Annotated in this window: 29 protein-coding genes; 20 read left to right on the top strand and 9 right to left on the bottom strand. The window is 66.8% G+C overall.

Annotation, left to right across the window (positions count from 1 at the left end):
- The 3 genes from ACS8YF_RS10905 to ACS8YF_RS10895 all read left to right on the top strand — a co-directional run.
- Positions 1 to 1,907, top strand: a 1,907-nt coding sequence (locus ACS8YF_RS10905) for a penicillin-binding protein activator (protein WP_440850249.1), incomplete at its 5' end; no start/stop codon positions are given.
- Entirely contained in the window at positions 1,889 to 2,257 is a 369-nt protein-coding gene (locus tag ACS8YF_RS10900) for a YraN family protein (RefSeq protein ID WP_440850248.1), read from the top strand. The genes ACS8YF_RS10905 and ACS8YF_RS10900, both read left to right, overlap by 19 nt.
- Positions 2,247 to 2,855 carry a D-sedoheptulose-7-phosphate isomerase gene (locus ACS8YF_RS10895; RefSeq protein WP_440850247.1) on the top strand — a complete coding sequence of 203 codons (609 nt, stop codon included), beginning with the start codon at positions 2,247 to 2,249 and terminating at the stop codon, positions 2,853 to 2,855. Before ACS8YF_RS10900 ends, ACS8YF_RS10895 begins: the two co-directional genes overlap by 11 nt.
- Positions 2,856 to 2,887: 32 nt before the next feature.
- On the opposite strand, the gene ACS8YF_RS10890 is transcribed toward ACS8YF_RS10895, so the two are convergent.
- The 8 genes from ACS8YF_RS10890 to ACS8YF_RS10855 all read right to left on the bottom strand — a co-directional run bounded on the left by ACS8YF_RS10890 (position 2,888) and on the right by ACS8YF_RS10855 (position 9,675).
- Positions 2,888 to 3,331 carry a ClpXP protease specificity-enhancing factor gene (locus ACS8YF_RS10890; RefSeq protein ID WP_440850252.1) on the bottom strand — a complete coding sequence of 148 codons (444 nt, stop codon included), beginning with the start codon at positions 3,329 to 3,331 and terminating at the stop codon, positions 2,888 to 2,890.
- Positions 3,332 to 3,366: 35 nt separating this feature from the next.
- The gene (locus ACS8YF_RS10885) at positions 3,367 to 3,996 is read right to left on the bottom strand and encodes a glutathione S-transferase N-terminal domain-containing protein (RefSeq protein WP_440850246.1); all 630 of its coding nucleotides are present in this window, start codon (positions 3,994 to 3,996) and stop codon (positions 3,367 to 3,369) included.
- 180 nt (positions 3,997 to 4,176) lie between these two features.
- Positions 4,177 to 5,475 (bottom strand): histidinol dehydrogenase, encoded by a 1,299-nt coding sequence (gene hisD, locus ACS8YF_RS10880; RefSeq protein ID WP_440850251.1) that lies wholly within the window; start codon positions 5,473 to 5,475, stop codon positions 4,177 to 4,179.
- Between the two features lie 2 nt (positions 5,476 to 5,477).
- Positions 5,478 to 6,137 (bottom strand): ATP phosphoribosyltransferase, encoded by a 660-nt coding sequence (hisG, locus tag ACS8YF_RS10875; RefSeq protein WP_440850245.1) that lies wholly within the window; start codon positions 6,135 to 6,137, stop codon positions 5,478 to 5,480.
- The gene (murA, locus tag ACS8YF_RS10870) at positions 6,134 to 7,426 is read right to left on the bottom strand and encodes a UDP-N-acetylglucosamine 1-carboxyvinyltransferase (protein WP_440850244.1); all 1,293 of its coding nucleotides are present in this window, start codon (positions 7,424 to 7,426) and stop codon (positions 6,134 to 6,136) included. Before murA ends, hisG begins: the two co-directional genes overlap by 4 nt.
- A 1-nt stretch (position 7,427) precedes the next feature.
- Positions 7,428 to 7,670 (bottom strand): BolA family protein, encoded by a 243-nt coding sequence (locus ACS8YF_RS10865; RefSeq protein ID WP_440850243.1) that lies wholly within the window; start codon positions 7,668 to 7,670, stop codon positions 7,428 to 7,430.
- Between the two features lie 320 nt (positions 7,671 to 7,990).
- Positions 7,991 to 8,746, bottom strand: a complete 756-nt coding sequence (locus tag ACS8YF_RS10860) for an ABC transporter permease (protein WP_440850242.1) — start codon at positions 8,744 to 8,746, stop codon at positions 7,991 to 7,993.
- A complete protein-coding gene (locus tag ACS8YF_RS10855; protein WP_440850241.1) occupies positions 8,743 to 9,675 on the bottom strand; it encodes an ABC transporter ATP-binding protein in 933 nt (310 codons plus the stop codon). The genes ACS8YF_RS10860 and ACS8YF_RS10855 overlap by 4 nt, the downstream gene beginning before the upstream one ends.
- 122 nt (positions 9,676 to 9,797) lie before the next feature.
- On the opposite strand from ACS8YF_RS10855, the gene ACS8YF_RS10850 reads away from it, so the two are divergent.
- From ACS8YF_RS10850 to mgtE, 14 genes are all read left to right on the top strand, one after another.
- Positions 9,798 to 10,775 carry a KpsF/GutQ family sugar-phosphate isomerase gene (locus ACS8YF_RS10850; protein WP_440850240.1) on the top strand — a complete coding sequence of 326 codons (978 nt, stop codon included), beginning with the start codon at positions 9,798 to 9,800 and terminating at the stop codon, positions 10,773 to 10,775.
- Positions 10,772 to 11,296: a KdsC family phosphatase gene (locus tag ACS8YF_RS10845; protein ID WP_440850239.1), complete on the top strand. Its 525-nt coding sequence runs from the start codon at positions 10,772 to 10,774 to the stop codon at positions 11,294 to 11,296. The genes ACS8YF_RS10850 and ACS8YF_RS10845 overlap by 4 nt, the downstream gene beginning before the upstream one ends.
- 1 nt (position 11,297) lies before the next feature.
- Positions 11,298 to 11,852 carry an LPS export ABC transporter periplasmic protein LptC gene (lptC, locus tag ACS8YF_RS10840; protein WP_440850238.1) on the top strand — a complete coding sequence of 185 codons (555 nt, stop codon included), beginning with the start codon at positions 11,298 to 11,300 and terminating at the stop codon, positions 11,850 to 11,852.
- A complete protein-coding gene (lptA, locus tag ACS8YF_RS10835) occupies positions 11,833 to 12,381 on the top strand; it encodes a lipopolysaccharide transport periplasmic protein LptA (protein ID WP_440850237.1) in 549 nt (182 codons plus the stop codon). Before lptC ends, lptA begins: the two co-directional genes overlap by 20 nt.
- Positions 12,381 to 13,142: an LPS export ABC transporter ATP-binding protein gene (lptB, locus tag ACS8YF_RS10830; protein ID WP_440850236.1), complete on the top strand. Its 762-nt coding sequence runs from the start codon at positions 12,381 to 12,383 to the stop codon at positions 13,140 to 13,142. Before lptA ends, lptB begins: the two co-directional genes overlap by 1 nt.
- Positions 13,139 to 14,593: an RNA polymerase factor sigma-54 gene (locus ACS8YF_RS10825; protein WP_440850235.1), complete on the top strand. Its 1,455-nt coding sequence runs from the start codon at positions 13,139 to 13,141 to the stop codon at positions 14,591 to 14,593. The genes lptB and ACS8YF_RS10825 overlap by 4 nt, the downstream gene beginning before the upstream one ends.
- Before the next feature lie 53 nt (positions 14,594 to 14,646).
- On the top strand, positions 14,647 to 14,973 hold the full coding sequence (gene hpf, locus ACS8YF_RS10820) for a ribosome hibernation-promoting factor, HPF/YfiA family (protein ID WP_440850234.1): 327 nt from the start codon (positions 14,647 to 14,649) through the stop codon (positions 14,971 to 14,973).
- 18 nt (positions 14,974 to 14,991) lie between these two features.
- The gene (locus ACS8YF_RS10815) at positions 14,992 to 15,456 is read left to right on the top strand and encodes a PTS sugar transporter subunit IIA (RefSeq protein ID WP_440850233.1); all 465 of its coding nucleotides are present in this window, start codon (positions 14,992 to 14,994) and stop codon (positions 15,454 to 15,456) included.
- A 40-nt stretch (positions 15,457 to 15,496) separates the two neighbouring features.
- Complete coding sequence (gene hprK, locus ACS8YF_RS10810) at positions 15,497 to 16,495, top strand: HPr(Ser) kinase/phosphatase (RefSeq protein WP_440850232.1); 999 nt, start codon at positions 15,497 to 15,499, stop codon at positions 16,493 to 16,495.
- Entirely contained in the window at positions 16,486 to 17,343 is an 858-nt protein-coding gene (rapZ, locus tag ACS8YF_RS10805; protein WP_440850231.1) for an RNase adapter RapZ, read from the top strand. Before hprK ends, rapZ begins: the two co-directional genes overlap by 10 nt.
- A complete protein-coding gene (locus ACS8YF_RS10800) occupies positions 17,343 to 17,750 on the top strand; it encodes a PTS sugar transporter subunit IIA (protein WP_440850230.1) in 408 nt (135 codons plus the stop codon). Before rapZ ends, ACS8YF_RS10800 begins: the two co-directional genes overlap by 1 nt.
- A gap of 32 nt (positions 17,751 to 17,782) precedes the next feature.
- Positions 17,783 to 18,052: an HPr family phosphocarrier protein gene (locus ACS8YF_RS10795; RefSeq protein ID WP_440850229.1), complete on the top strand. Its 270-nt coding sequence runs from the start codon at positions 17,783 to 17,785 to the stop codon at positions 18,050 to 18,052.
- 37 nt (positions 18,053 to 18,089) lie between these two features.
- The gene (gene ptsP, locus ACS8YF_RS10790; RefSeq protein ID WP_440850228.1) at positions 18,090 to 19,829 is read left to right on the top strand and encodes a phosphoenolpyruvate--protein phosphotransferase; all 1,740 of its coding nucleotides are present in this window, start codon (positions 18,090 to 18,092) and stop codon (positions 19,827 to 19,829) included.
- Between the two features lie 299 nt (positions 19,830 to 20,128).
- Positions 20,129 to 21,493, top strand: coding sequence for a magnesium transporter (gene mgtE / locus ACS8YF_RS10785; RefSeq protein ID WP_440850227.1), 1,365 nt, complete (start codon positions 20,129 to 20,131; stop codon positions 21,491 to 21,493).
- Between the two features lie 41 nt (positions 21,494 to 21,534).
- Here the strand turns inward: mgtE and pmbA are convergent, their stop codons facing one another.
- On the bottom strand, positions 21,535 to 22,899 hold the full coding sequence (pmbA, locus tag ACS8YF_RS10780) for a metalloprotease PmbA (RefSeq protein ID WP_440850226.1): 1,365 nt from the start codon (positions 22,897 to 22,899) through the stop codon (positions 21,535 to 21,537).
- Positions 22,900 to 22,993: 94 nt separating this feature from the next.
- Between pmbA and ACS8YF_RS10775 the strand changes: the two genes are divergently transcribed.
- Genes ACS8YF_RS10775 through ACS8YF_RS10765 form a run of 3 tightly spaced genes read left to right on the top strand, consistent with a single transcriptional unit; the run spans position 22,994 to position 26,395 of the window.
- Positions 22,994 to 24,487, top strand: coding sequence for an ATP-binding protein (locus tag ACS8YF_RS10775; protein WP_440850225.1), 1,494 nt, complete (start codon positions 22,994 to 22,996; stop codon positions 24,485 to 24,487).
- Positions 24,453 to 25,034: a hypothetical protein gene (locus ACS8YF_RS10770; RefSeq protein ID WP_440850224.1), complete on the top strand. Its 582-nt coding sequence runs from the start codon at positions 24,453 to 24,455 to the stop codon at positions 25,032 to 25,034. The genes ACS8YF_RS10775 and ACS8YF_RS10770 overlap by 35 nt, the downstream gene beginning before the upstream one ends.
- Entirely contained in the window at positions 25,031 to 26,395 is a 1,365-nt protein-coding gene (locus ACS8YF_RS10765) for a sigma 54-interacting transcriptional regulator (RefSeq protein WP_440850223.1), read from the top strand. The genes ACS8YF_RS10770 and ACS8YF_RS10765 overlap by 4 nt, the downstream gene beginning before the upstream one ends.
- Positions 26,396 to 26,893 lie beyond the last annotated feature (498 nt).

Below are 26,893 nucleotides of genomic sequence, written 5' to 3'. Positions count from 1 at the left end.
CCGGCCACTACAAGGCCGCCGTTCACGACTACATGCGCGCGGCGCACCAGGCCGGCCCGACCGCTGCCCGGCGCCATTACCGCTTCGAGGCCGGCCTGGCCGCGGCCCAGGGCGGCGACGCCCAGACCGCTCGGCAGCTGCTCGCCGACATCGATCCCGGCCGCCTGAATCACACCGACCGGGCCCGCTACAACCTGGCGCAGCGCGAGATATCGATCGCCAATCTGTCGCCGGACGAGGCCCTGGCCCGGCTGCCCCGGCCGGCACGCAACACGCCGCCAGCCGTGGCCCAGCGCGTCTGGGAAAAACGCGCCGATCTGCACTTCGCCAACGATGACCTGGTGCAGGGCATTCAAGCGCTGGTCCAGCGTGATGTCTGGCTGATGCACGACCGCGCCGTACGTGCCAATGACAATCGCATATACGACAAGGCGCTGGATGCAATCGGGCTGGGCATTGGCCCCCACAGCCGCGCCGCTGCCGACGCGGGCCGGACCACGCGCGGCTGGCTGGCACTGGCGGCCATTGGCCAGCAGCAGTTCCCGGATCGCGCTGCGCGCAACAAGGCGCTGTCGAACTGGCAGAAGCAGTACCCCCGACACCCGGCGAATCGAAACATCCTGACCCAGCGCTTTCACTATGCCGGGGCGACCCAGCTCGCGCCGCACCAGCCGGGCCGGCCCAACGGCGCGCCATCGGGCCCGGGGCCCCAGCCGAGCAGTAATCAGGTCGCCATCGCCCTGCCCTTGACCGGCCAGTTTCAGAACGCAGCCCAGGCCATTCGCGATGGCTTCATGTTCGCCTACCAGAACAAGCCGGCGGGCATGCCGCAGCCGCTGATCTACAACAGCGATAACATGTCGCCCCAGGCACTGGTCTCGCAAGCGCAAAACGACAACGTCGGCATCCTCGTGGGCCCGCTGGACAAGACCAAGGTTACGGCGATGTCCGAACTGTCGACGCCGATGCCGGAGATCGCCCTCAACACGCCGGACAACGACAACAAACGGCCGGGCTTCTATCAATTCAGCCTGGCGCCGGAAGACGAAGCCAAATCGGCCGCCGCCCATGCCGTACAGGCGGGCTACAGCCACGCGCTCGCGCTGGTACCCAGCAGCGACTGGGGCAATCGCGTGCTGGACGCGTTCCACAGCGCCCTGACCGCGCGCGGCGGCCAGCTGATCGGTTATCAGACCTATGACGAAAGCAGCCACGATCACAGCAAGACGATCCAGGCCGTACTGCAGAACCAGAACCAGGCGGACTTCATCTTCGTCGCCGCGCAACCGGTTCAGGCGCGCCTGATTCGCAGTCAGCTCAAGTACTACCACGCTACCGATCTGCCCATGATCACCACCTCGCACGCCTTTTCCGGCACCGTCAATCCGGGCGAGGATGTGGATCTGGATGACGTTCACTTCGTGGACATGCCCTGGCTGCTCGGCCACGGCGGCACCATCACGCGCCTGCGCGCGGAAGCCGCCCAGGCCTACGGCGCAGAGGCCACGTCCTATTCGCGACTGTTCGCCATGGGCATGGATGCCTGGCTGCTGGCGCACCGCCTCGACCACAGCGGGCTGTCGTCGGACCAGCCCATCGAAGGCATGACCGGCGTGCTGTCGGTGCAGCCGGATGGCCGCATCAAACGCTATCTCGGCTGGGCCGTATTCCACGGCGGCCGCCCCCAGACGCTGGCGATGCCGTCGGTCAGCCAGGCCAAGGCCGGTGACGCCGAGTCCCGGCAGCCCGGCCCTGCCCTGCCCGCGGGCGCGAACGCGCCCGCGAGTTCGGCGTCAGGCTCGACGACCGGCGCCGGCTCAACCCCGGGGCCGGTATCGGGTCAGCCCCAGCCGCAACCCCAACCCTCGCCGTCGATCGGCAACGGTTCGTGGTCGTCGGGCGGCTGAGCCGGCTGACGGTCGGGCGTGACGCCGAGGCCCGCGTGGACAGCGCGGCCCGGCGTCACGGCTGGAAGCGCGTCGCGCGCAACTACACCGTGCGCGGCGGTGAGCTGGACCTGGTCTATCGCACGGCGGATTTGCTGGTCGTGGTCGAGGTGCGCTATCGCAGCCGTGACGACTATGGCAGCGCGGTCGCCAGCGTGACCCCGCGCAAGCAGCGGCGCATCGTGCTCGCCACGCGACATCTGCTGGCCACGCACCCCGAGTACGCCGATCTTGCCGTGCGCTTCGATGTGGTCGGGGTGGACGATAGCGACGATTTCAACTGGATAGAGAATGCCTTCCATGCCGAATGATGCCGCGCCGGGCGATGCCGAGCGCATCGTCAGCCAGCTGTTCGCAGACAGCCGGCGGGCGAATGAAGACACCCTCGCGAGGACGCGCGCCGCGCTTCCCGAAGTGGCCGAACGCGTGTCCGCCTGTTGCGATGCCGGCGGCAAGATCCTGGCCTGCGGCAACGGCGGATCGGCCGGCGACGCCCAGCATTTCGCCTCGGAACTGGTCAACCGCTTCGAGCGCAACCGTCGTGCGCTGGCGGCGATATCGCTGGTGACCGAGAGTTCGACCGTGACGGCGATCGCCAACGATGCCGGCTACGAGCGCATATTCTCCCGCCAGATCGAAGCGCTCGGCCAGCCGGGCGACATCCTGCTCGCGATCTCCACCAGTGGCCATTCGCCGAACGTGGTCCACGCCATCGACACGGCGCACGCGCGCGGCATGTCGGTGATCGCACTCACCGGTCGCGACGGCGGCACCATCGCCGGCCAGCTCGGTCGTGCCGATATCGAGTTACGCGCTGCGTCCCAGGTGACCGCCCGCATTCAGGAGATGCACCTGCTGCTGATCCACTGCGTCTGTCGGTTGATCGAGGATGCGCTGGCGGCCGAATGACGGACGGCCGCCGGGTGGTGGCGTCGCCGGCGCTATTTCACGACCTTGAGATGCGGATGCTTCTTGCGCGCCGGGGCGCCGTCCCCGCCATCCGCATCGTCGCCGGTCTGACCGGCATCGGTCGACGGGCCGGCGATGGTCTCCTCGCTGGCGGTCTCGGTTTGCTCGACCTCTCCGAACAGCATCCCCTCGCCGTTCTCGCGGGCATACAACGCCAGTACCGCGCCCGGCGGTATGGCAATATTGTGGTTGGCGCCGGAAAAACGCGCGGAGAAACTGATCAACTGGTTCTCCAGCGCCAGTCCCCGGACCGCGGTCGGGCTGACATTGATCGTGATCTTGCCGTCGTCGGTCACGAACTGGCGCGGCACGTCGACGCCCGGGGCATCGGCGGCCACCAGCAAATGCGGCGTCAGGTCGTTGTCGAGCACCCAGTCATACAGCGCCCGGATGAGATAGGGGCGTCGCGAAGTCAGTTCGGCCATGCGGGTTTCGCCTCGTCGTCGTTGGCTCAGTGAGCCGCCAGCGCCGGCCGCATGTCGGCTTCCTCGGCGGACAGACTGGCCTCGAAGGCCGGCCGTGCGAACAATCGCGCGGCGTACTGCCCGAGCCGCTCGCCATGCCTGGCCGGCAGGCTCACCTGATAATGATCCAGCCGCCACAATATGGGCGCCAGCGTACAATCCAAGAGCGAGAATTCCTCGCCGATGTAGTGCTTGGGCGCGAATTCGGCGGCCAGCGTGGTCAACAGTTCGGTCATGCGCGCGCGCGCCTTGCGGGCCACCGCCGGCGTGCCTTCCAGATCCTCGCACAGCGCATAAAGATCGGACTCCATGCGGAAGATCGCCAGCCGGTACTGAGCCCGCAGCACCGGGTCGACCGGCATCAGCGGCGGATGTGGGTAGCGCTCGTCGATGTACTCGACGATGATCCGCGGATCGTAGACCACCAGCTCGCGATCGACCAGCGTCGGCACCGTGTTGTATGGATTCAGATCGATCAGATCCTCGCTCTGCTCGTCCTCGCGCAGTTCGACGACATCGTAATTCGCCACGCCCTTCTCGGCCATGACCAACCGGACACGATGACTATGCACCGAGTTGGGGTGGCTGTAGAGAGTAATCGAGGAACGGCGAGCCATACTTGTTTCCTGTTCGACACCGGCGGGCGGCAGGGATGCCGGCCCGCGCGCGAGTCATCGCGCGGATGCCTGTGATCGTCCGCCCGACTATAGCACGCCGGCGTGCGCTCGAATGCGCGCAACCATCCCCGGGCACGGACTGCAAAACGACGCCGGGGCGAGCGTTGCGCCCCGTTCGGGTCACTCCGGCTTCGCACCTCGCGCCGCGGCGGAGGCCGCGTGCGCATGCAGCCCCTCGCCCTCGGCCAATCGCACCGCAATCGGCGCCAGACGCCGGGCGCCGGCCTCGCTGGCCGAGACCAGCGAGATGCGCTTCTGGAAATCGTAGGCGCCGAGCGCCGATGAGAACCGCGCCGTGCGTCCGGTCGGCAGCACGTGGTTGGGCCCGGCGCAGTAGTCGCCGAAGGCTTCCGGCGTGCGATGACCCATGAAGATCGCCCCGGCATGACGGATACCGTCGAGCAAAGATTCCGGTTCGGCCACCGCCAGTTCCAGATGCTCCGGGGCGATGGTGTTGACCAGGCCGATCGCCTCGTCCAGATCGACGCAACGAATCAGGGCGCCATGGCCGTCCAGCGCAGCCCGGATTATCGCCGCGCGCGGCTGGTCGTGGATCAGACGCGCCACGGCCGCTTCCACCGCGGCAAGGTAATCGGCATCGGGGCTGACCAGGATGGCGCGGGCCATTTCGTCATGCTCGGCCTGGGCGAACAGGTCGAGCGCGGCCCAGTCCGGATTGCCCGTGCCATCGGCGACGATCAGCACTTCCGACGGGCCCGCTACGGATTCGATGCCGACGCGCCCGAACACCTGGCGCTTGGCCGAGGCGACGTAGGCATTGCCGGGGCCGACGATCTTATCGACTTCGGGGATGCGTGACGTGCCATAGGCCAGCGCGGCCACGGCCTGGGCGCCCCCGATGGTGAAAAAGCGATCCACCCCGGCGACCGCAGCTGCGGCCAGCACCCATTCATTGACCGCACCCTCGGGGGCCGGCGACACCAGCACGATTTCGGCCACACCGGCGACTTTCGCCGGCACGCTGTTCATCAACACGCTGGAGGGGTAGGCCGCCTTGCCGCCGGGGGCGTAGACGCCGGCCCGCTCGATCGGGCGCACGATCTGGCCGAGTTCGTTGCCATCCTCGTCGTGGTAACGCACAGGCGCAATCTTCTGCGATTCGGCGAACGCCGCGATCCGATCGGCCGCGGCCTCGAGCGCACGGCGATCCTCGACCGCCAGCGCAGCGCGGGCCGCGGCCATGCGCGAACGCGGGATTTCCAGCGCATCGAACGCGACATCGGGGCGTCGATCCAGGGTCCGGGTGTATTCGAGCACGGCCTCGTCGCCGCGGCGGCGCACGTCGGCGATGATCGCCGCGGCCCGCGCATCGATCTCGGTCTGGGCCGGGCTGTCGCGGTCGGTCAGGGCCGCGAAACGCGACGCAAAGTCCGCCGCAGCGGTATCCAGTCGCCGCATGCTCACGCCGCCCGCCCCGCGGCGCCCCGGTCGAACAACTCGACCAGTTCGCCGATGGCGGCGTGTTTCATTTTCTGGGCGGCCTTGTTCACGACCAGGCGCGCACTGATCTGCTCAAGCACTTCGAATGGCTCCAGGCCGTTGGCCCGCAGGGTGTTGCCGGTATCGACGAGATCGACGATGACATCCGCCAGGCCGACCAGGGGCGCCAGTTCCATCGAGCCATACAGCTTGATGATCTCGACCTGGCGGCCGATGTGTGCGAAATGGGCACGCGCCGTTTCCACGTACTTGGTCGCCACCCGCAGCGGGCGATGGCGGGCCGCCTCCATCGCGCCGGGCAGCCCCGCCGTCATCAACCGGCAAGTGGCGATGCCCAGATCCAGCGGCTCGTAGAGATCCGAGCCGCCGTGCTCGATCAGCACGTCCTTGCCGGCCACACCGACATCGGCCGCGCCGTAGGACACGAACGTGGGCACGTCCGAAGCCCGGATCACCAGCAATCGCAGGCCGGGTTTGTTGGTCTCGAACACGAGCTTGCGTGACGCGCCCGGGTCCACTTCGGGCTCGATGCCGGCGGCGGCCAGCACCGGCAGCGTATCTTCCAGGATCCGGCCCTTGGACAGGGCCAGCGTCACGATATCCGGATCGGCGCTACTCATACCGCCACACCTTTTGCTGTTACCGGGGCACGATCGGGCACCCGCTGGATGGTGCCGCCGAGCTGCGCCATCTTCTCCTCGATACATTCGTAGCCGCGATCGATGTGATAGATGCGCCGGACTTCGGTGATGCCCTCGGCGATCAGCCCGGCGATCACCAGCGAGGCCGATGCCCGCAGGTCGGTCGCCATGACCGGCGCGCCGGTGAGCTTCTCGACCCCGGTCACGCGCACGGTATGACCTTCCTGGCGAATCCTGGCGCCCATGCGCTCCAACTCGGAGACATGCATGAAGCGATTTTCGAACACGGTCTCGGTGACCATGCCGACGCCGTCGGCCACGGCGTTGAGCACGCAGAACTGGGCCTGCATATCGGTCGGAAAGCCCGGGTGTGGCGCCGTACGCACGTCGACCGGCCGGGGGCGCTTGCCGTGCATGTCCACGCTGACCCAATCCGCGCCCCGCGTCACCTCGGCGCCCGCGTGCGCCAGCTTGGCCAGCACCACGTCGATCAAGTGCGGATCGGTATGCGTGACGGTGACCCGGCCGCGGCTGGCCGCGCCCGCCACCAGAAAGGTGCCGGTCTCGATCCGGTCGGGCACTACCCGATGGGTGGCCCCGTGCAGCTTCGGCTTGCCGCGAACGGTGATGGTCGAGGTGCCGGCGCCCTCGATTTCGGCGCCCATGGCGATCAGGCAATTCGCCAGATCGACCACCTCCGGCTCGCGCGCGGCGTTTTCCAGCACTGTCACCCCGTCGGCGAGCGTCGCCGCCATCATCAGGTTCTCGGTGCCGGTGACCGTGACCGTGTCCATGGGGATGCGCGCGCCGCGGAGGCGGCTGCATTTCGCCTTGACGTAGCCGGACTCGACGCGAATCTCGGCCCCCATGGCCTCGAGACCGCTCAGATGGATATCCACCGGGCGGGCGCCGATCGCGCATCCGCCCGGCAACGAGACCTCCGCCTCGCCGCGCCTGGCCAGCAGGGGTCCGAGCACGAGAATCGAGGCCCGCATGGTTTTGACCAGATCATAAGGCGCCAGGCACGAGGTCAGAGACGAGGCATCGGCCTGCATCGCCATATGGTCGCCGACGGTCACCGACACTCCCATGTGCGCCAGCAGGACATTGGTCGTGGTCACATCCTCGAGATGCGGCACGTTCTCGATGAACAACGGCTCGTCGATCAGCAGCGCCGCCGTCATGATCGGCAGCGTGGCATTTTTCGCACCCGAGGCGCGCACGGTCCCGTTCAGAGGCGGCCCACCCTCGATACGCAACAGGTCCATGCTACGACGCGGTGCCGGCCTGTTCCGGCGTCATGGTCTTGAGCGACAGGGCGTGTATTTCGTCGCCCATGCGTTCGCCGAGCGTGGCATACACCATGCGATGCTGCTCCACGATGCCCTTGCCGGCAAAGCTCGGGCTGATCACGCGGGCGGCGAAATGGGTGCCGTCGTCACCGACGACCTGGACGTCGGCATCCGGCAGTCCGGCTTCAATGAGTTCGCGTATGGCGTCTGGGCTGTACATGGCTCTGGCCTCCTGTGAATGGCGCAAGATGCTAGAGCCTGTCGATGTTTCGTACAAGGCTCGCATCGCTGCCCCGGATATCCCGTGACGCGGCGCGCGCAGCCGATCCGGGCGGCACCGCGATCAAGCCGGGCACCGCCGGCCCGCGGCATCCGTCACGCCATCCTGACAGACAGGGGTACCGGGGAAACACCGCGGGCGCGACATCCGGCGGCGCGATACCGGCATTCAGGCTCGCTGCGGCATGCTCGCGACAGCCGCGCCTGCGCCGAAACCCCGCCGGGCGAACCGGCGACCGGGCACCGCGCCCCGGATACCCATCAGCCACGGATCTTGTAGCCGCGCGCGAGCATGGTGATGGCGATCACGGACACCAGCGTGAAGAACACCGCCGCCACGATCAGGCTGACCAGCGGGTTGGCGTCGCCGACCCCGAAGAAGCCGTGTCGAAATCCGTCGATCATGTAGAAGAACGGGTTGAAGTACGACGCCTGCTGCCAGAACGGCGGCAGATTGTGAATGGAATAGAACACGCCCGACAGAAAGCTCATCGGCAGGATGAAGAAATTCTGGAATGCCGCCAGATGATCGAACTTGTTGGCGACGATGCCGGCGATCAGCCCCATCACCGCGAGGGTGCCCCCGGACAAGATCAACATCGCCAGCATCAGCAGCGGGTCGTGGATCGGCACGTGCACGAAGAACTGGGTCACGATATAGAGCACGATCGCGACCAGCACCGCGCGCACCAGCGACGCCGCGATATAGGCCAGATAGATCTCGAAGGCCGACAGCGGCGTCATCAGCAGAAACACCAGATTGCCCATGATCTTGGACTGGGTGATCGACGACGAGGTATTGGCGAACGAGTTCTGGATGATGCTCATCATCATCAGCCCCGGCACCAGGAATTCCACCGCGCGCACGCCCTCGATGGTCTGGCCGGCCAGCACCTGGCCGAACACCGCCATGTACAACAGCGCGGTGATCACCGGCGCGCCCACGGTCTGGAGAATGACGCTGTAGAAGCGCCGCACTTCCTTGATGAAGAGTGTGTAGCAGCCGCGCCAGTTCATGCCGACACCTCGTCTTCGGAATCCATGGTCAGCTCGACGAAAATATTCTCCAGCGACGGCTCGCGGGTATGCACATCGGTGATGCGATAGCCCGCACCGCGAATGCCTTCGATCACGTCGCCGATGAAGTCCTCGCCCTGCTTCAATCTGAGGTCGAGCGTATCGCCGCGCCGCTCCTCGATCAGGCGTTCCACCCCGGCCGGCAGCGTGCCGCCCTCGCCGGTCAGTTCCAGCGACAGGAAGCGATAGGGGTGGCGATCCAGCAACGCCTGTTTTTCCTCCAGCACCTGCAGCTCGCCGCGGTTGAGGATGGCGATGCGATCGCAAAGCTCCTCGGCCTCTTCCAGGTAATGCGTGGTCAGCACAATGGTGTGGCCGGCCTGATTGAGCTCGCGGGTGAACTTCCAGAGCGTACGCCGCAGTTCGACGTCCACGCCGGCGGTGGGCTCATCGAGGATCACCACTTCCGGCTTGTGCACCAGCGCCTGCGCGATCAGCACGCGGCGCTTCATGCCGCCGGACAACTGGCGGATGGAATCCGCGCCCTTGTCCTCGAGCTCGAGCCGTTCGAGCAGTTCGTCGATCCAGGGCCAGACTTCCTTGCCGCAGCCCTGATAGCCGGCCTGCAGGCGCAGCATCTCGCGGACCGAGAAAAACGGGTCGTAGACCAGCTCCTGCGGTACGACGCCCAGCGCGCGGCGGGCAGCGCGGTAGTCGGCCACGACATCGTGGCCCAGAACCGCCACCGAACCGGAGGTCGCCTGGGCCAGCCCGGCGGTAATGGAGATCAATGTGGATTTACCGGCGCCGTTCGGGCCCAATAGGCCGAAATATTCGCCGCGCCGGATATCGAAGGACACGCCCTTGAGCGCATGCGTGGTCGCATAACGCTTCTGGACATCCCGAAAGGATATCGCCGTATCGGTCATGGCATGGGATTTGAGTCGGGGCAAGACGATGGATTATACGCCCCGCGTGTCGGGGCCCCAAGCCGCACGGTCCGGTCTCCCGGGTTGGCCTTTGTACATCTTGGCTGAGATAGAATGCCGCCATGGAAGCCGACACCCTCATCGCCGCCGGACGGCGTACCGTCAATATCGAGGCCGCTGCCGCTGCGGCGCTGGAGTCCCGCATCGACGGCGAATTCGCCCGGGCGGCCGAGCTGATAATGCGCTGCAGCGGCCGCGTGATCGTCACCGGCATGGGCAAGTCCGGGCACATCGCGGGCAAACTGGCGGCCACCCTGGCCTCGACCGGCACGCCGGCGTTCTTCGTGCACCCGGGCGAGGCCAGCCACGGCGATCTCGGCATGATCACCCCCCAGGACGTGGTCATCGCCCTGTCCTACTCCGGCGAAACCGGCGAGATCCTCACGATCCTGCCGCTGCTCGGCCGACTCGGCGTGCCCATGATCGCCATGACCGGCAAGCCGGAATCGACGCTCGCCACCCGGGCCCACGTGCATCTGGACATTTCGGTCGAGATCGAGGCCTGCCCGCTGGAACTGGCGCCCACCGCTTCGACCACCGCCACGCTGGTCATGGGCGACGCGCTGGCCATCGCCCTGCTCGAGGCGCGCAACTTCACCGCCGAGGATTTTGCACGCAGCCATCCCGGCGGCTCGCTCGGCCGGCGGCTGCTGCTCACCGTGGCCGACGTCATGCACACCGGCGACGCGCTGCCGCTGGTCGACGAAAACGCGATGATGCGGGAGGCACTGCTGGAGATGACCGCCAAGGGGCTGGGCATGACCGGCGTGATCGATGCCGACGGCCGATTGACCGGCCTGTTCACCGACGGCGATCTGCGCCGGGCGCTGGACCGCGACCTGGACATCAAACGCGCGGTAATCGTCGACTACATGACGCGGGCGCCGAAGACGGTCGATCCGGCCATGCTCGCCGCGGAAGCCGTGCGACTGCTGGAAACCCATCGCATCGGCGGCGGCGCGCTCATGGTGGTGGACGCCGACACGCGCCCGATCGGCGCCCTCAACATGCAGGACCTGCTGCGGGCGGGCGTGATATGACGTTTCTCGACCGCCCGGACGACGCGCGCACGCCCGCGCTGCGCGCCGCGGCCATCCGTCTGGCCGTATTCGACGTCGATGGCGTGATGACCGATGGCCGGCTCTATCTCGGCCCGGATGGCGCCGAGACCAAGACCATGCATATACGCGACGGTCTCGGCCTCAAGCGCCTCGCCGGCGCCGGCGTGGAGATCGCCGTCATCAGTGGCCGGCCCTCGCCGCCGGTGGCCGCGCGGCTGGCCAGTCTCGGCGTGGCCGAAGTGCACATGGCCTGCGACGACAAGGCCGCGAAACTGGCCGCACTGCGCCAGGCCCGCGCGCTCCACGCCGACCAGATCGCGGTCATGGGCGACGACCTGCCGGACCTCGAGATCATGCGCGCGGCCGGGCTGGCACTGACGGTCGCCGACGCGGTCCCCGAGATCCGCAGGGTCGCACACTGGGTCAGCGCCGCACCGGGCGGCCACGGCGCCGTGCGCGAAGCCTGCGAGCTGATCATCGCGGCGCGCGAGGCACCCTGACGTGCTGCGGATCGGCGTGCTGCTGGCGCTTGTCTGCGTGGCCCTGTTCGGGGTCGGCAGCTGGCTGGGCACACTCAGGCACTCGTCGTCCCGGCCCGGCCCCGTCCACACGCCCGATAACAGCGACTACTACATGCAAGGCGCGACGGTGTATCAGCTGTCGCCGCAGGGTACGCTGGCTTATCGCATGACGGTTGCGCAAACACTGCACTTTGCCGACGACTCGGCTCGCCTGACCGATATTCACGTACACTACGTCAAAGACACGAAAACCTATTGGAACCTGCATGCCGACAAGGGACGCGTCCCGGCCGGCCAGCATGATATCTATCTCTACGACGGCGTGATCATCCATCACCCGCGCGAAAGCGGGAACGTGGTGAAAGTGACCACGACGCACGCCTGGGTGCGGCCCCGGATCAACCGGGTTGAGTCGGATGCGCACGTCACTGCCATCGAGCCGGGGCAGAAGGTCACCGGGGACGGCATGCGGATCAATCTGGATACGAACAAGCTGAATCTGCTCAATAATGTGCATGTCACCTACACGCCCTGATCGCCGCGGCACGCGTTCGATGCTGATCGCGCTGGCGATGCTGGCCACGATGCTGGCCTCCGGCCTGGCGCAGGCGGCCGGCTCGGACAAATCGCAGCCATTGCCCATCAACATCCGGTCCGACAACGCCGATTTCGCCCAGAAGTCGGGCGTGAGCACTTATACCGGCAACGTGCACCTCACCCGCGGCGGGCTGACGCTGACCGGCAACAAGCTCGTGGTCACACGGCTCAAGGACCGCAGCCGGATCAAGGCCGTGCTCACCGGCAATCCGGCGCATATCGACAAACAGCCCGATTCGAGCGATAACGAAGTCGTGACCGGACATGCCAACCAGATCGAATACAGCAACGCCAGCTCGGTGATCACCCTCCGGGGCGACGCCGTGGTCAACCGCAACGGCGACCGGATCCGCGGCCCGGTCATCACGCACAACATCGATACCGGCGCAACGCACGCCGAGCGCAGCCAGGGCAGTGACCAGCGCGTACACATTACGCTCCAGCCCGCCAAGAACGACGGTTCCTGATGGCTGCCCCCGCCTCCCCGACCGTTGTCGCCGACAACGCGGAACTCACCGCGACCGGCCTGCGCAAGCGCTACAAGGGCCGCGATGTGGTGCGCGACGTCAATCTCCGCGTCGCCCGCGGTGAAGTGATCGGCCTGCTCGGCCCCAACGGCGCCGGCAAGACCACCTCGTTCTACATGATCGTCGGCCTGGTATCGCCCGATGCCGGCACGATCGAGCTCGCGGGTCGGCGTCTCGTCGGCCTGCCCATGCACCGCCGCTCGCAGATGGGCATTGGCTACCTGCCGCAGGAAGCCTCGGTCTTTCGCAAGTTGCGCGTAGCCGACAACATTCGCGCGATCCTGCAGGTGCGAAAGGATCTCGACCGGGCCGGCATCGAGCGCGAGCTGGTCGACCTGATGGACGAACTGTCGATCGGCCACATCGCCGATTCCAAGGGGCTGAATCTTTCCGGCGGCGAACGCCGGCGCGTCGAGATCGCGCGCGCGCTGGCGGCCAGGCCCACGTTCATGCTGCTGGACGAGCCATTCGCCGGCATCGACCCGATTTCCATCGGCGACATCCGCGGCATCATCCGCCACCTGCAGAACCGCGGTATTGGTGTACTGATCACCGACCACAATGTGCGCGAGACCCTGTCGATCTGCGACCGGGCTTATATCCTGGCCGACGGCACCGTGATCGCCGAAGGCCAGGGCGAGCATATCCTGGCCGATCAGAAGGTCCGCGACGTGTACCTGGGTGAGGATTTCCGGCTATGAAGCAGGGACTCAGCCTCAATTTGGGCCAGACGCTGACGATGACGCCTGCATTGCAGCAGGCGATCCGGATGCTGCAGCTGTCCACGCTCGATCTCAAGACCGAGATCCAGGATGCGCTGGAGTCCAACGTCATGCTCGAGGCCGACGACGGCCACGACGAGATCGATACCAACGCGGCCATCGAAGCCCAAAAGAGCGAACGCGAGCAGGCATCGGGCAAGGACGGCGAGATTCCCGAAAACCTGCCGGTCGATGCCGACTGGAACGACATTTACGCCGGTTCCGCGGCGCCGGCCGCGCCCGCCCCCACGGCCGACGACGAGGACTACTGGGACTACCGCCAGGCCAACCTGTCGAGCACGCCCGACCTGCATGCACACCTGACCTGGCAGGCCGACATGCACTCGTTCACGCCCGAACAGCGCGCGATCGCGGCCGTGATCATCGATGCGATCGACAGCAACGGCCTGTTGCTGGATTGGGACGACATCGGCCCGCGCATCGTCGACGAATTCGAGATCGCGCCCGCGCAGGCCGAGGCCGTGCTGCGCCAGATCCAGGATTTCGATCCGCCCGGTGTGGCCGGCCGCAACCTGGCCGAATGCCTCGCCATCCAGCTGCGCGGTCTGCCGGCCGATGTGCCCGGGCGCGAGATCGCGCTGACACTGGTGGACCGCGAGTCGCTGGAACAACTGGCCGACCCGAATCGCGATGCCCTGGCGCGGCGGCTGTCGGTGACGCGCACCGAGCTCGAGACCGCCGTCGAACTGATCCAGACCCTGCAACCGCACCCCGGCGAGGCATTCAGCCAGCACGAATCCGACTATGTGATTCCCGAGGTGTTCGTCACGCGCAATGCGAACGGCTGGCATGTCGCGCTCAACGCCGATATCGCGCCCCGGCTGCGTATCAACAGCCAGTACCTGGCGCTGATCAAGCGCGCGGACAAGTCGGCCGATCAGACCACGCTGAAATCGCATCTGCAGGAAGCGCGGTTCTTTCTCAACAGCCTCAAATCGCGCAACGACACCCTGCTCGAAGTCGCGCACTGCATAGTTGAAGCCCAGCGCGCTTTTCTGGAATATGGGGAAGAGGCAATGAAACCGCTGGTGTTGCGCGACGTGGCCGAACAACTCGATATTCACGAATCGACCGTATCCCGGGCGACGGCCAACAAGTACATGCAGACGCCGCGCGGGATCTTTGAACTCAAGTATTTCTTCTCCAGTCACGTATCCACCACCGACGGCGGCTCGGCTTCGGCCACGGCGATCCAGGCGATGATCAAACGCATGGTCGCCGGCGAAGCGCCGAACAAGCCCCTGTCCGACAGCAAGCTCGCCGAGGCGCTGCTCGACAACGGCATACAGGTTGCGCGCCGTACGGTGGCCAAATACCGCGAAGCGCTTTCGATTCCGCCCTCGCACGAGCGGCGCCGTAAGGTCAGCTGAACCGGGTACCTGTTAATCCTTGTTCGTCCACACACGCTGCCAAGGAGTACGCGATGAACCTGAACATCTCCGGCCACCACGTCGACATGACGAACGCACTGCATCAGTACGTGGCCTCAAAGATGGAACGCATCGAGCGTCATTTCGATCATGTGCTCGACGCTGAAGTGGTTCTCGAAGTCGAAAAACTGCGGCACAAGGCCGAAGTGACCGTGCAACTGCGCGGTGCGACCCTGCATGCCGAGGCCACCAAGGACGACATGTACGCCGCCATCGACTGCATGGTGGACAAGCTCGATCGCCAGACACTCCGGCACAAGGAAAAGGCCTGCGATCATCACAATAACCAGGCGCGGCACATCGACATGAGCACCGACTAGCCCGCGGGCTCATTCGCCATGAATATTGCCGATATCGTCGCCCCGGATCGGGTGCAGCTGGCCGCGGATGTGCAATCCAAAAAGCGCGCCCTCGAACAGCTCGCCGACATCCTGGCCGAGGGCACGCCGTACCTGACGGCGGCCGATGTATTCAACGGTCTGATCGGGCGCGAAAAACTCGGCAGTACCGGCGTGGGGGATGGCGTGGCCATCCCCCACGCCCGCCTCAAGGGCATCGACGAGTGCATCGGGGCCTTCATCCGACTGCCCCAGGGCGTCGACTTCGAAACCGCCGATGAACAGCCGGTCGACCTCATTTTCGGGCTGCTGGTGCCGGAGGACGCGACCGACGAACACCTCAAGCTGCTGCGCCAGCTCGCCGAGATCTTTTCCGAGACCGACACCCTGTCGGACCTGCGCGACGCCGGCGACGATCGCCGCCTGTACCAGACCCTGCTCGATCACGACACGATCACGATCTAGTTTTTATTCAAGCGCCACCGCGACCACGCACCGCCCGCCTATGGACAATCTTCGCGTCGAGGCCGGCGAGGACGCCGACCGCCGGGTCGCCATCGAAACACTCTACGAATGCCTCGCCGATTCGCTCGAACTGCACTGGGCGGAGCCGCACATCGGCGCGGCCGGCACCCTCGGTGCCACCCGGCACGACGGCTGGCGTGTACCCACGGTCGGCTATCTCAACTTCATCCATCCGCCGCAGGTGCAGATCGTCGGGCAGCCGGAGATCGCCTATCTGGGTCGACTGTCCGACGCGCTCGCCGCGCATCTGCGCGCCCAACTGACCCAGGGCGCGACGCGCCTGGTGGTGGTCGCCGACGGCCAGCACCTGCCGGATTATCTGCACACGGCGCTGCGCGCAGCCGACATCGCGGTGTTCACCACCCGGGCCAGCGGCCACCGGGTGGCGTATCGGCTGCGGCATTTCCTCGGCGAGACGCTGGCCCGCCAGATCACCCTGCACGGCGTCTTTCTCGAGGTGCTGTCGATCGGCCTGCTGGTGGTCGGCGATCCCGGCGTCGGCAAATCGGAACTCGCGCTCGAGCTGATCAACCGCGGCCATCGCCTGGTCGCCGACGACGCGCCCGAATTCGTCCTGCTCGGACCGGACGATCTCAACGGCGGCTGCCCGCCGCTGCTGCAGGATTTTCTCGAAGTGCGCGGGCTCGGCATCCTCAACATCCGCGCGATGTTCGGCGAGGCGGCGATCAAGCGGCGCAAGCAGCTCGGTCTGATCATCCGCCTGGTGCGCGGCGACACCGGCGATACGGCCCCGCCCGACCGCCTCACTGGCGCCCGCGCGACCCGCGAGATCCTGGACACATCGATTCCGGAGATCACACTGCCGGTGGCCGTCGGGCATAATCTATCGGTATTGGTCGAAGCCGCCGCGCGCGATCACCTGCTGCGCATGCAGGGCCAGTACAGCGACGAACAATTCGCCGCGCGCCAGGCACAGGTGATCGGGGCGGACCCCACAGGAGTGAGTTCATGCGACTGATCGTGGTCAGCGGACTGGCCGGCGCCGGTAAATCGGTGGCGCTGAACATGCTCGAGGATCTGGGCTACTACTGCATCGATAACCTGCCGCTGGGGCTGTTGCACGAGGTCTCGGCCGCCACCCTGCGCCGTCAGGGGCTGGACTTCGATCGACTGGCGGTGGGGGTCGATGCACGCGCGCGCAAGAATGAAATCGCCGAGTTCGGCGAGCGCGTGGATGATCTGCGCAGCGCCGATCTCGATATCGAGATCATCTATCTCTATGCCGACGAAGACACTATCCTGCGGCGCTATTCCGAGACGCGCCGCCGGCATCCGTTGTCCAGCGAGCAGCGTTCCCTGATCGACGCCGTCGCGCTGGATGTGGAACTGACCCAACCGATCGCGGCCAAGGCCGATATCTCGATCGATACCAGCCGGCTCAACATCCATCAGTTGCGCGACATCATCCGCAATCGGGTGGAAAGCGCCGCCTCGGGCGAATTATCGATCCTGGTGCAGTCGTTCGGCTTCAAATACGGGCTGCCGCCGGCGGTGGACTTCGTGTTCGACGTGCGCTGCCTGCCCAACCCGCACTGGGTGCCCGAACTGCGCGCGCTCACCGGCCAGGACGCGGCGGTCGCCGCACATCTGGCCGCCCAGCCGGCCACACACGAAATGCGCGACGACATCCTGCGGTTTTTCGCCCGCTGGCTGCCCGACTTCGCGCGCGAGGATCGCACCTACATCACCGTGGCGATCGGCTGTACCGGCGGCAAGCACCGCTCGGTCTATCTGGCCGAGCAGATCGGCGAACACTTGCGGCGTGAGTACGCCAACGTGCTGGTTCGCCACAACGAACTGCACTGATGAGCGCGGCAACGACAACGCGCGTCGGGGTATTGCTGATCGGCCACGGGGCACTGCCCGCGGCGCTCCAGGCGGCGGCCACGCACATCGTCGGCACGCCGTCTCTGGCCACGCACGCCATCGGCATCGCGGCGGACGAAAACACCGACGCCGCCCGCGCGCGCATCGCCCGTGCCGTCGCGACACTGGACAGCGGCGCCGGCGTGCTGCTACTCATCGACGCACTGGGGGCGACGCCCTACCAGCTGGCACACGCCGCCACCGAGAACCGCGACCGTATCGCGACGGTGACCGGCCTGAACCTGCCCATGCTGGTTCGCGTCTACAATTATCCGGAAATGGAGCTGGCCGAACTGGCCGACTCGGCCGCGACCGCCGGCCGACGCGGCGCCACACGCGCGCCGTAGCCTGTATCGACCACCACAACAAGAGCCGTGCCATGCCAACTCGCGACCTGCCGATCGTCAACAAGCTGGGCCTGCACGCACGCGCGGCCAGCCGATTCGTCACGGTCGCCTCGCAGTTCGATGCCCGCATTACGGTGACCAAGGACGGCCGCGAAGTCTCGGGCAAGTCCATCATGGGCGTGATGATGCTGGCCGCGGCCCGCGGCAGCTCGATCCAAGTACAGGCCGAGGGCGACGACGCTTCGGAGGCACTCGACGCACTCGACGCACTGGTCGCCGATCGCTTCGGCGAGAGCCAGTGACCGCGCCTGCCACCAACCCGGCCGGAGCCCGCCGCCGATGAGCCTGTGGCTGTCGGCCATCGGCGCCTCGCGCGGTGTCGCGATCGGGCCCGTGCATCGCATGCACGGCACCGATCTGGACATCCCCGAATATCACATCGCCGCCGAAGCGGTCGACGACGAGAGCGCGCGCTTTCACGCCGCCGCCCGTGAAGCGCGCGAGCAGCTGGCCGCCGTGCGCGAGCAGATCCCGGCCAATGCCCCCTCGGAGATCGGCGCGTTCATCGAAACCCATCTGCTGATGATGGACGATGCCGCGCTGATCGATACCGTCACCACCCGCATTCGCGACGACCGCGTGAACGCCGAATGGGCGCTCAAGCTCCAGGCCGAGGAACTGATCGACGTGTTCGAGCAGATGGACGACAGCTATCTGCGCACACGCCGCGACGATATCGCGCACGTCACCGCGCGCCTGCAGCGGGTGCTGCTGAAACAGGAACACCCGATCGGCGGCGGCAGCGCCGACGACACCGGCGAACCGCCGGTGATCGTGGCCGATGAACTCACCCCGGCCGACATCATCCTGTTGCACCAGCAGGGCGTGGCGGCGTTCGTCACCGAACACGGCGGGCCACTGTCGCACAGCGCGATCCTTGCCCGCAGCCTGCGCATCCCGGCGTTGATGGGCGCGGTTGGTGCGCGCCGTATTCTCGGTGACGACGAAACCGTGGTCGTCGATGGCGAAGCCGGCCACCTGCTCGCCGGGCCGGACGAAGCGGCGCTCGATTTCTATCGCCATCGCCAGCAGCGCGACGCCCGCTATCAACGCATGCTGACCGTGCTGCGCGACGAGGCCGCGGTCTCCGCCGACGGCGTGCGCGCCACCATGCTCGCCAACGTGGAACTGCCGGGCGACGCGATCGAGGCCTGCAAGGTCGGCGCCGAGGGCGTCGGCCTGTATCGCACCGAGTTTCTATTCATGAACCGCGAGGACTCGCCCAGCGAGGACGAACAGTTCGAGGTCTATCGTCAGGTCGTGGCCTCCATTGACGGCCCGGTCACCATCCGCACGCTGGATGCCGGCGCCGACAAGAGCCTCGGACGACCGGACAAGGTCTCGCCCAATCCGGCGCTGGGACTGCGCGCGATCCGCCTGTGCCTGAAGGAGACCGCCCTGTTCCGCACCCAGCTGCGGGCCCTGCTGCGGGCCTCGGCCGAGGGCGAGATGCGCATCATGCTGCCGATGATCTCCACCGTCGGCGAGATGCGCCAGGCGCGCCATCTGATCGACGAGGCCGCCGCCGAACTCGCCGCGGAAGGCATCGCCTACGACCGCGAGCTGCCGGTGGGCGCCATGATCGAGGTGCCCGCCGCCGCCCTGGCCGCCCCGACGCTGGCGCGCTATTGCGATTTCTTCTCGCTCGGCACCAACGACCTGATCCAGTACACACTGGCCATCGATCGCATCGACGACGAGATCAACTATCTCTACGATCCGCTGCATCCGGCCGTGCTCCATCTCATCCGCATGACCATCGATGCCGGGCGCGCGGCCGGCATCAGCGTGTCCATGTGCGGCGAGATGGCCTCCGACAAGCGCTATACGCCGTTGCTGCTCGGACTCGGCCTGACCGAGTTCTCCATGCATCCGGCCAGCGTGCTGGAGGTCAAGCGCGCGGTGATGGGCGCCGACGTGGCGCGCCTGCGCCGGCGCACGGCTGAAATCCTGTCGCTGACCGACGCCAACACCTATCGCGAGGCCCTGGACGGCCTGACCCGTGAACACAGCGCCTGAGCGCGCGGTCACAGGGCGCCCCGGCCGCCGGTCCGGTCACGCCCGCACAGGCAACGCGATCCACGGCGCGAAACCCTGATGTGCCCGACGGTGTTCAGCCCGCTGTTGCTGTATCGTAGCCTACCGCGCGGCCATCCGAAACGCCGCGCGCGCGGTCGACCGGCCGCCCGGGGGCCGGCGTGGCGCAGCATGGGCGAACCGGCCCGTAAGCGGGCCGGGTTGCGATCGCGCGCCGCGCAGGCCAGCCTCGAAACACGGCACGCCGCCGTCATTCCCGCCCCTCTGCCAAGGCCCGTTACATGAGCGAGCCCGCCGTCCGGACCGATATCCTCGAACAACGCCTGGCGTCGCTCAACGCCGCCCTTGAGTCGGGGCGAATGCGCCGGCTCAAACCGATGCTGGCCTCGTTGTCTCCGGCCGAAATCGCGCTGCTGCTGGAAGCCGTGCCACGCGCCAAGCGCGAGGTGGTGTGGGCACTGGTACCCGACGAGGACCACGGCGAGACGCTGCTGCACGTCAACGACGAGGTCCGCGCCGAGCTGATCGACAGCCTCGACAGCGCCACCCTGCTGGCCGCTACCGAAGGCCTGCCGATCGACGATCTGGCCGACCTGATCGAGGATCTGCCCGAACAGGTCACGCGCGAAATGCTGCGCTCGATGGACGCGCAGAATCGCGAGCGGCTCAAGGTGGTCATGGCCTATGCGCCGAATTCCGCCGGCGGCCTGATGAACAACGACACGGTCACGGTGCGCCCGGATGTCTCGCTCGATGTGGTCTCGCGCTATCTCAAGCAGCGCAGCTGGCTGCCGGACGATACCGAGTCGTTGTTCGTGGTCTCGCGCTATGGTCGCTATCTCGGCATGCTGTCGCTGGCCAAGCTGGTCACGCTCGACCCCGAGCGCGATGTCTCCGAGGTGATGAACACCGACATCGACGCGCTGCCCGTCGACATGGCGGCCGCCCAGGTCGCCAAACGGTTCCAGGATCTCGACCTGATCTCGGCGCCGGTGGTCGACGCCGAGGGCGGCCTGCTCGGGCGCATCACCATCGACGACGTGGTCGACGTGATCCGCGACGAAGCCGAGCACAGCATCATGAGCCTGGCCGGCCTGGACGAGGAAGAAGACGTGTTCGCGCCGATCATGCGCAGCGCGCGCCGGCGTGCGGTGTGGCTCGGCACCAACCTGGCGACCGCGTTTCTGGCCTCTGAGGTGGTGGGCCTGTTCTCGGACGCCCTGTCCCAGATCGTCGCCCTGGCCGTCCTCATGCCGATCGTGGCCAGCATGGGCGGCATCGGCGGCTCGCAGACACTGACCCTGATGATTCGCGGGCTGTCGCTGGGCCAGATCGGTTTTTCCAACGCCCGGGCCCTGCTGCTCAAGGAGTTGGCCGTAGCGCTGATCAACGGCCTGCTCTGGGGCATCGTGGTCGGCGGGGTCGCCCTGGTGTGGTTCGATAACCTGGGCCTGGCGATCATCATGGCAGTAGCGCTGGTCATCAATCATCTCAACGCCGCCGTCACCGGCGTGGCGATCCCGCTGGCCCTGAAGAAGCTGGGCATCGACCCCGCCCTGGCCGGCTCGGTGGTGCTGACCACGTTCACCGACGTGATCGGCTTCGCCTCGTTCCTCGGTCTCGGCACGCTGTTCCTGCTGCACTGACCGCCGCCCCGGTGCCGGCGGGCCGCCGGCATTGACGCCATCTACTGCCCGGCAATCGTCATCCGGTCGATCACCACGGAGGGCGTGCGTACCGCGCTCTGGTATTCGACATCATTGCCGAGCGCGGCGATGCCGTTGTACATATCGGCCAGATTGCCGGCGACGGTGGCGTTCTCCACCGGATAGGCCAACGCCCCGTTTTCCACCCACCAGCCGGCGGCACCGCGGGAATAATCGCCGTTGACCAGGTTCACGCCCTGTCCCATCAACTCGGTGACGACCAGGCCCCGGCCCATGCCCGCCACCAACGCATCGAAATCGGCGTCGCCCGGCGCGACATCGATGTTGAATATGCCGCCGGCGTTGCCCGTGCTCGCCAGCCCCAGCCGGCGCGCCGAGTAAGCCGACAACAGATACGAGCGCAGTACACCTTCGGCCACCAGATCGCGTTCGACAGTGGCCACACCGTCATCGTCGAAGCCGGTGCTGGCGAGTCCATGCCGGCGGTGCGGGACCTGGCGCAACGTCAATCCGGGCACGGCGATACGCTGGTCGAGCCTGTCCTTGAGGAAACTGGCATTGCGATACAGCGTACCGCCGCTGATCGCGCCGAACAGATGGCCCCACAGACTGCGCGCGACGCGCGGCGTGAACAGCACCGGCGCCGTCAGGGTCGGCACCGCGCGCGAACCGAGGCGGGCCAGCGCGCGATCGGCAGCCAGCCGGCCGATCTCGGCCGGGGCGAACAGCTGCTCGGCCCGGCGCGCCTGCGAGAACGCGATCTCGCGCTGCATGCGGCCGGCCGCATCGCGGGCGATCGCCGTACAGGACGCCGCATGCCGGCTGGCGCGTTCGATGCCGATGAAGCCATGACTGTTGCCATAGGCGCTGATCGCATCCTGGGTGGCCACGGTCGCGCCTTCGGTCTGGACGATGCGCCGGTCGGTGGCGAGCGCGGCCGCCTCCACGGCCAGCGCCTGGTCCTGGGCGGCCGCCGGGGTCAGCGCCCAGGGGTTGTACAGGCCCAGATCCGGCCAGTCGCGCGCCATCAGAGCGGCATCGGCCAGGCCCGCATACGCATCCGGCTCGGTGAAACGCGCGATGGTCAGCGCCTGATCGAGGGCGGCGGCCAGGCCTGCCGGCGTCAGGTCGGTGGTCGAGGCGCTGCCGCTGGCGCGGCCGCGATAGACCGTCACCGCCGCCGTACGATCGCCTTCATATTCCAGCGATTCGCGATGCCGATCGCGCACCGACACCGACAGGCTGCGCGAAGCCGACAGACTCGCCTCGGCGGCATCCGCGCCGGCCGCGGCCGCGCGGTCGAGCATGGAAGTCAGCGATTCGCGGAGCGCGTCCGCGCCGGGCAGTTCACGGGAGTCGGCAGGTACGGCAAGGGTATCGGTCATGCAGCAGGATCCGGGCAGGCAAACCGCCAAAATAGCGGGCGCACGGCCCCCCGCGCAATAAGCGCGCGGTGCGGCGAGCGGTTATGCTGACGGCATGCCCAGAGGCGATTCCCACAACGAGACCTCGGCCCGCCGCCGGCTGCTCGGCGTGCTGCTGCGTCCGCGCTCGATCAACGGCCTGGTGCTGGCCAGCTTCGCCGTCGTGGCCACGCCGCTGATGGTCGCGATCGTGGCCAGCGTGGTCTATGTCAATCAGCTCAATGCCCAGAGCGAGCGGCTGGTGATGCAGGGGGTCGCCGTCACGCGCGACAGCAAACGCCTCAACAGCCTGCTGATCAGCATGGAACGCAGCGCCCGCCAGTATCGCGTACTCGGCCAGGCCGACCTGGTCGCTCGCTTCCGCTCGCAGGCCCGGGCATTCGAGGGCGAACTCAAGTCCCTGGCCCGCCTGCATCTGGATACGGTGCCGAGCTGGAACCTGTCAGCGCTGCGCGAGCAGGTGGCCGGCCTGGCCCGGCGACTCGGCACCGGCGACAAGCAGACCGACCAGGTCATCAGCACGCTGAACACGATCCGCGATTCGACCAATGCCATCGCCGACCAGGGCGCCCGGTTCGTCGACCAGGAGCTCGATCATCTGCAGCGCACGGCGCGCCATGCGCGCCTGTTCCTGCTCGTCTGCGTGTTTGCCCTGATTCCCGCGGCCATGGCGCTCGGGTTATTTTTGACCTTTGTCATCGCGCGGCCGCTGCGCCAGATTCTGGATGCCGTCGGTCATCTGGGCACGGGCGATTTCTCGCGCCCGGTGTCGATCGTCGCGCCGGCTGCCGAGCTCGATCGCCTGGGTGAACGCCTGGACTGGATGCGCCAGCGCCTGGCCACGCTCGACGAGGAGAAACAACAGTTCATCCGGCACATGTCGCACGAACTCAAGACACCGCTGGCCAGCATCCGCGAAGGCACGGAACTGCTCGCCGACGGCTCGGTCGGCGTTTTGAGCGAGGCGCAGCGCGAGGTGGCGACGATTCTGCAGAGCAACAGCCAGGATCTGGCGGCTCTGATCGACAATCTGCTCAACTCGGCAACCTGGCAACAACAGCGAGCGCGCCTGGAGTACACCGAATTCGATCTGACGGCGCTGATCGAACGCATGGTCGAACGCCAGAAGCTGGCCATCGAGGCACGCGATCTGCGCGTCGAGCGACCGCGGTCACCGATCGTACTCAGCGCCGACCGGGATCGATTGCACCTGATCGTGGATAATCTGCTGGCGAATGCAGTCAAATTTTCGCCGATGGGCGGCACTATCCGTATCGAGGTCGAACACGGCCCGACAGAGGGGACGGATTTATATGTATCGGATGACGGGCCCGGCGTGGCGACAGCCGAACGAGAACGTATCTTCGAAGCCTTCGTCCGCGGCAGCAGCACGCCCGGCGGCAAGTCCGCGGTCAAGGGGACCGGCATCGGCCTGTCGGTGGTGCGCGACTGCGCCGAAGCCCATGGCGGCTGCGCGCAGGTCGTGGAGCGCGGGCCTCGCGACAGCGTTTTCCATGTGCATATCCCGCCCTGGAACGGGCGCGCCTGAGCAGCGCCCGCCACCACGGGGGCTGGCGGTCGCGCTCGCTCTGGCTGCGGCCCTGGCCGTATCGGGCTGCGCGCACGACAAGGGCAACCCGCTGGCAACCGCGCAGACACCGCCTGAAATGTCCGCCCCCGCGTTGACCCTGCTCGGCTATGCCCGCCGGCTGGCGGACACAACGCCGGCCGGGCGCGAAGCCGCCGTACGCGCAGCCCGGCGCCAGGTTCGGACCAGCCCGAGCGCGATCAGCTATGCCTATCTGGCGCTGGCGCTCGGATCACCGCACCAGCGGTTGTATACGCCAGACGAGGCCGCGCGCTACGCCAGGCTGGCGCTCAACACCAAGCCGGCGCCCTGGGATCCGGATGCGCGCCAGTACCTGAGCGACTATGCCCGCCTCTACGGTGAGCTGACCCAGGCCAACGGCGATGAGCCCAGTGACGCGGCGCAGAAGATCGCGGATCTCAAGGCGCGCCTGGCGAAAGCCCAGAACAAACTCAAGGCGCTGTCGAACATCGAAGACCGCCTGGATACCGTCGAGAAACACCCGTGACCGAACACCGAAAGGGCCGGCTGCTGCTGGTCGACGACGACCCGAGCCTGCGCCGCCTGATGACGATTCGCCTCGAAGGCGTCGGACACACCGTGGCCAGCGTCGAAAGCGCCGACCGCGCACTCGACATCCTGGGCGACTTCGCCGCCGAGTGCGTGATCACCGATCTGCGCATGGACGGCATGGACGGGCTCGACCTGCTGCAACGGCTGTCGGCCAATCACCCCAATATTCCGGTCATCGTCATCACGGCCCACGGCACGATCCCCGAAGCCGTGTCGGCGACCCAGGCCGGCGCGCTCGATTTCCTGTCCAAACCGGTGGACAAGGAAACGCTGCTGGCCCGCGTCGACCAGGCCCTGGCCCAGGGCGGCTTGCCCAGCCGCGATTGGGAATCGATCTGGCAGGCGCGCATCGTGACCCGCTCGCCGCTCATGCGGGAACGGCTGGCCGAGGGCCGAATGGTGGCCGAGACCGACTCCAGCGTGCTGATCACCGGCGAATCCGGCACCGGCAAGGAAGTCATGGCGCGTGTCATGCATGAAGCCAGCCCGCGTGCCCAGCGCGCGTTCGTGGCGCTGAACTGCGGCGCCATGCCCGAGCAGTTGCTGGAGTCGGAACTGTTCGGCCACGAAAAAGGCGCATTCACCGATGCCAAGAGCGCCCAGCCGGGGCTGTTCCGCTCGGCCGAGGGCGGCACCCTCTTTCTGGACGAAATCGGCGATATGCCGATCGCTCTTCAGGTCAAGCTCCTGCGCGTCCTCCAGGAACGCGAGATCCGGCCGGTCGGCGGCCGGCACAGCATCCCGGTGGACGTGCGTGTGATCTCGGCCACCCACCGCAATCTGGATACGGCCATCAACGAGGGCACGTTCCGCGAGGATCTCTACTATCGTCTGGCGGTGGTCAGCCTGGCCCTGCCCTCACTCGCCGAGCGACCCGAAGACATCGCGCCGCTGGTGCGGCATTTCCTGGATCGCCTCGCGCGCCGGTCGGGGCGACGGGCCAAGGTCTATGCCCCGGAAGCCATGGAACGGCTCACGGCGTACAGCTGGCCGGGCAATATTCGGCAACTGTCCAACGTCGTCGAACACAATGTCGCGCTCACGCGCGGCCCGGTGATCGGCCGTGCCGCCGTGGACAAGGCGCTGGCCCAGCACGGCGGCCCGGACGCGTCGGCCTCGAGCATCCGGCCCCTGGCACAGGCGCGGGACGAGTTCGTGCACGACTACCTCGTCCAGCTATTGCGCATCACCGAAGGCAACGTCGCCCGAAGCGCCCGGCTCGCCCAGCGCAACCGCACCGAATTCTACAAGCTGCTGGCGCGTCACGATGTCGATCCGGGGCAGTTCAAGTCCTGAATCCGGCTGTTGCCTGTAGACGACAACCATTGGCGCCGTTCCCGTGCTTGATGTCGCTCTATGGCGACATATTTTTATATTAATATTCAATAACTTAATTAATTCCTGAGTGATCCGTCGTTGATCAGCGACGGTTTTCCGCGCCACCGGGTCCGATCCGCTGGCCGGACGCGCCTCAAGGGCCCGATTTAATTTATAATTTATTGATATTAATATATTTTTATTTTTTGGCACGGCGGTTGCTAAACCCTGATCAAATTCGGACGACAGACCGCACTTGCAGCAGCGATAGCCAATCGGCCGAAAGGCTTCGAGACCGCCGCCCCACGCTTCCAGCGCCCGGGGTGGCACGGACTGGCGATGAGCGTCGCCGTCATGTCGAGGATTCGGCTATTCGGGCGGATGACTGCCGCAAGCGGCCATCGGATCGCAACAAAGGAGTTTGAACAGTCGGAACAACCCACGGATCGTCGGCCACCGCCCAGTCGAGCCGGCGCC

Origin of the sequence: Salinisphaera sp. SWV1 (assembly GCF_052044155.1) — a bacterium.
Classification (GTDB): domain Bacteria; phylum Pseudomonadota; class Gammaproteobacteria; order Nevskiales; family Salinisphaeraceae; genus Salinisphaera.
The sequence above is the reverse complement of the archived record's forward strand: the minus strand, read 5'-3'. Positions and strand labels throughout refer to the sequence as shown.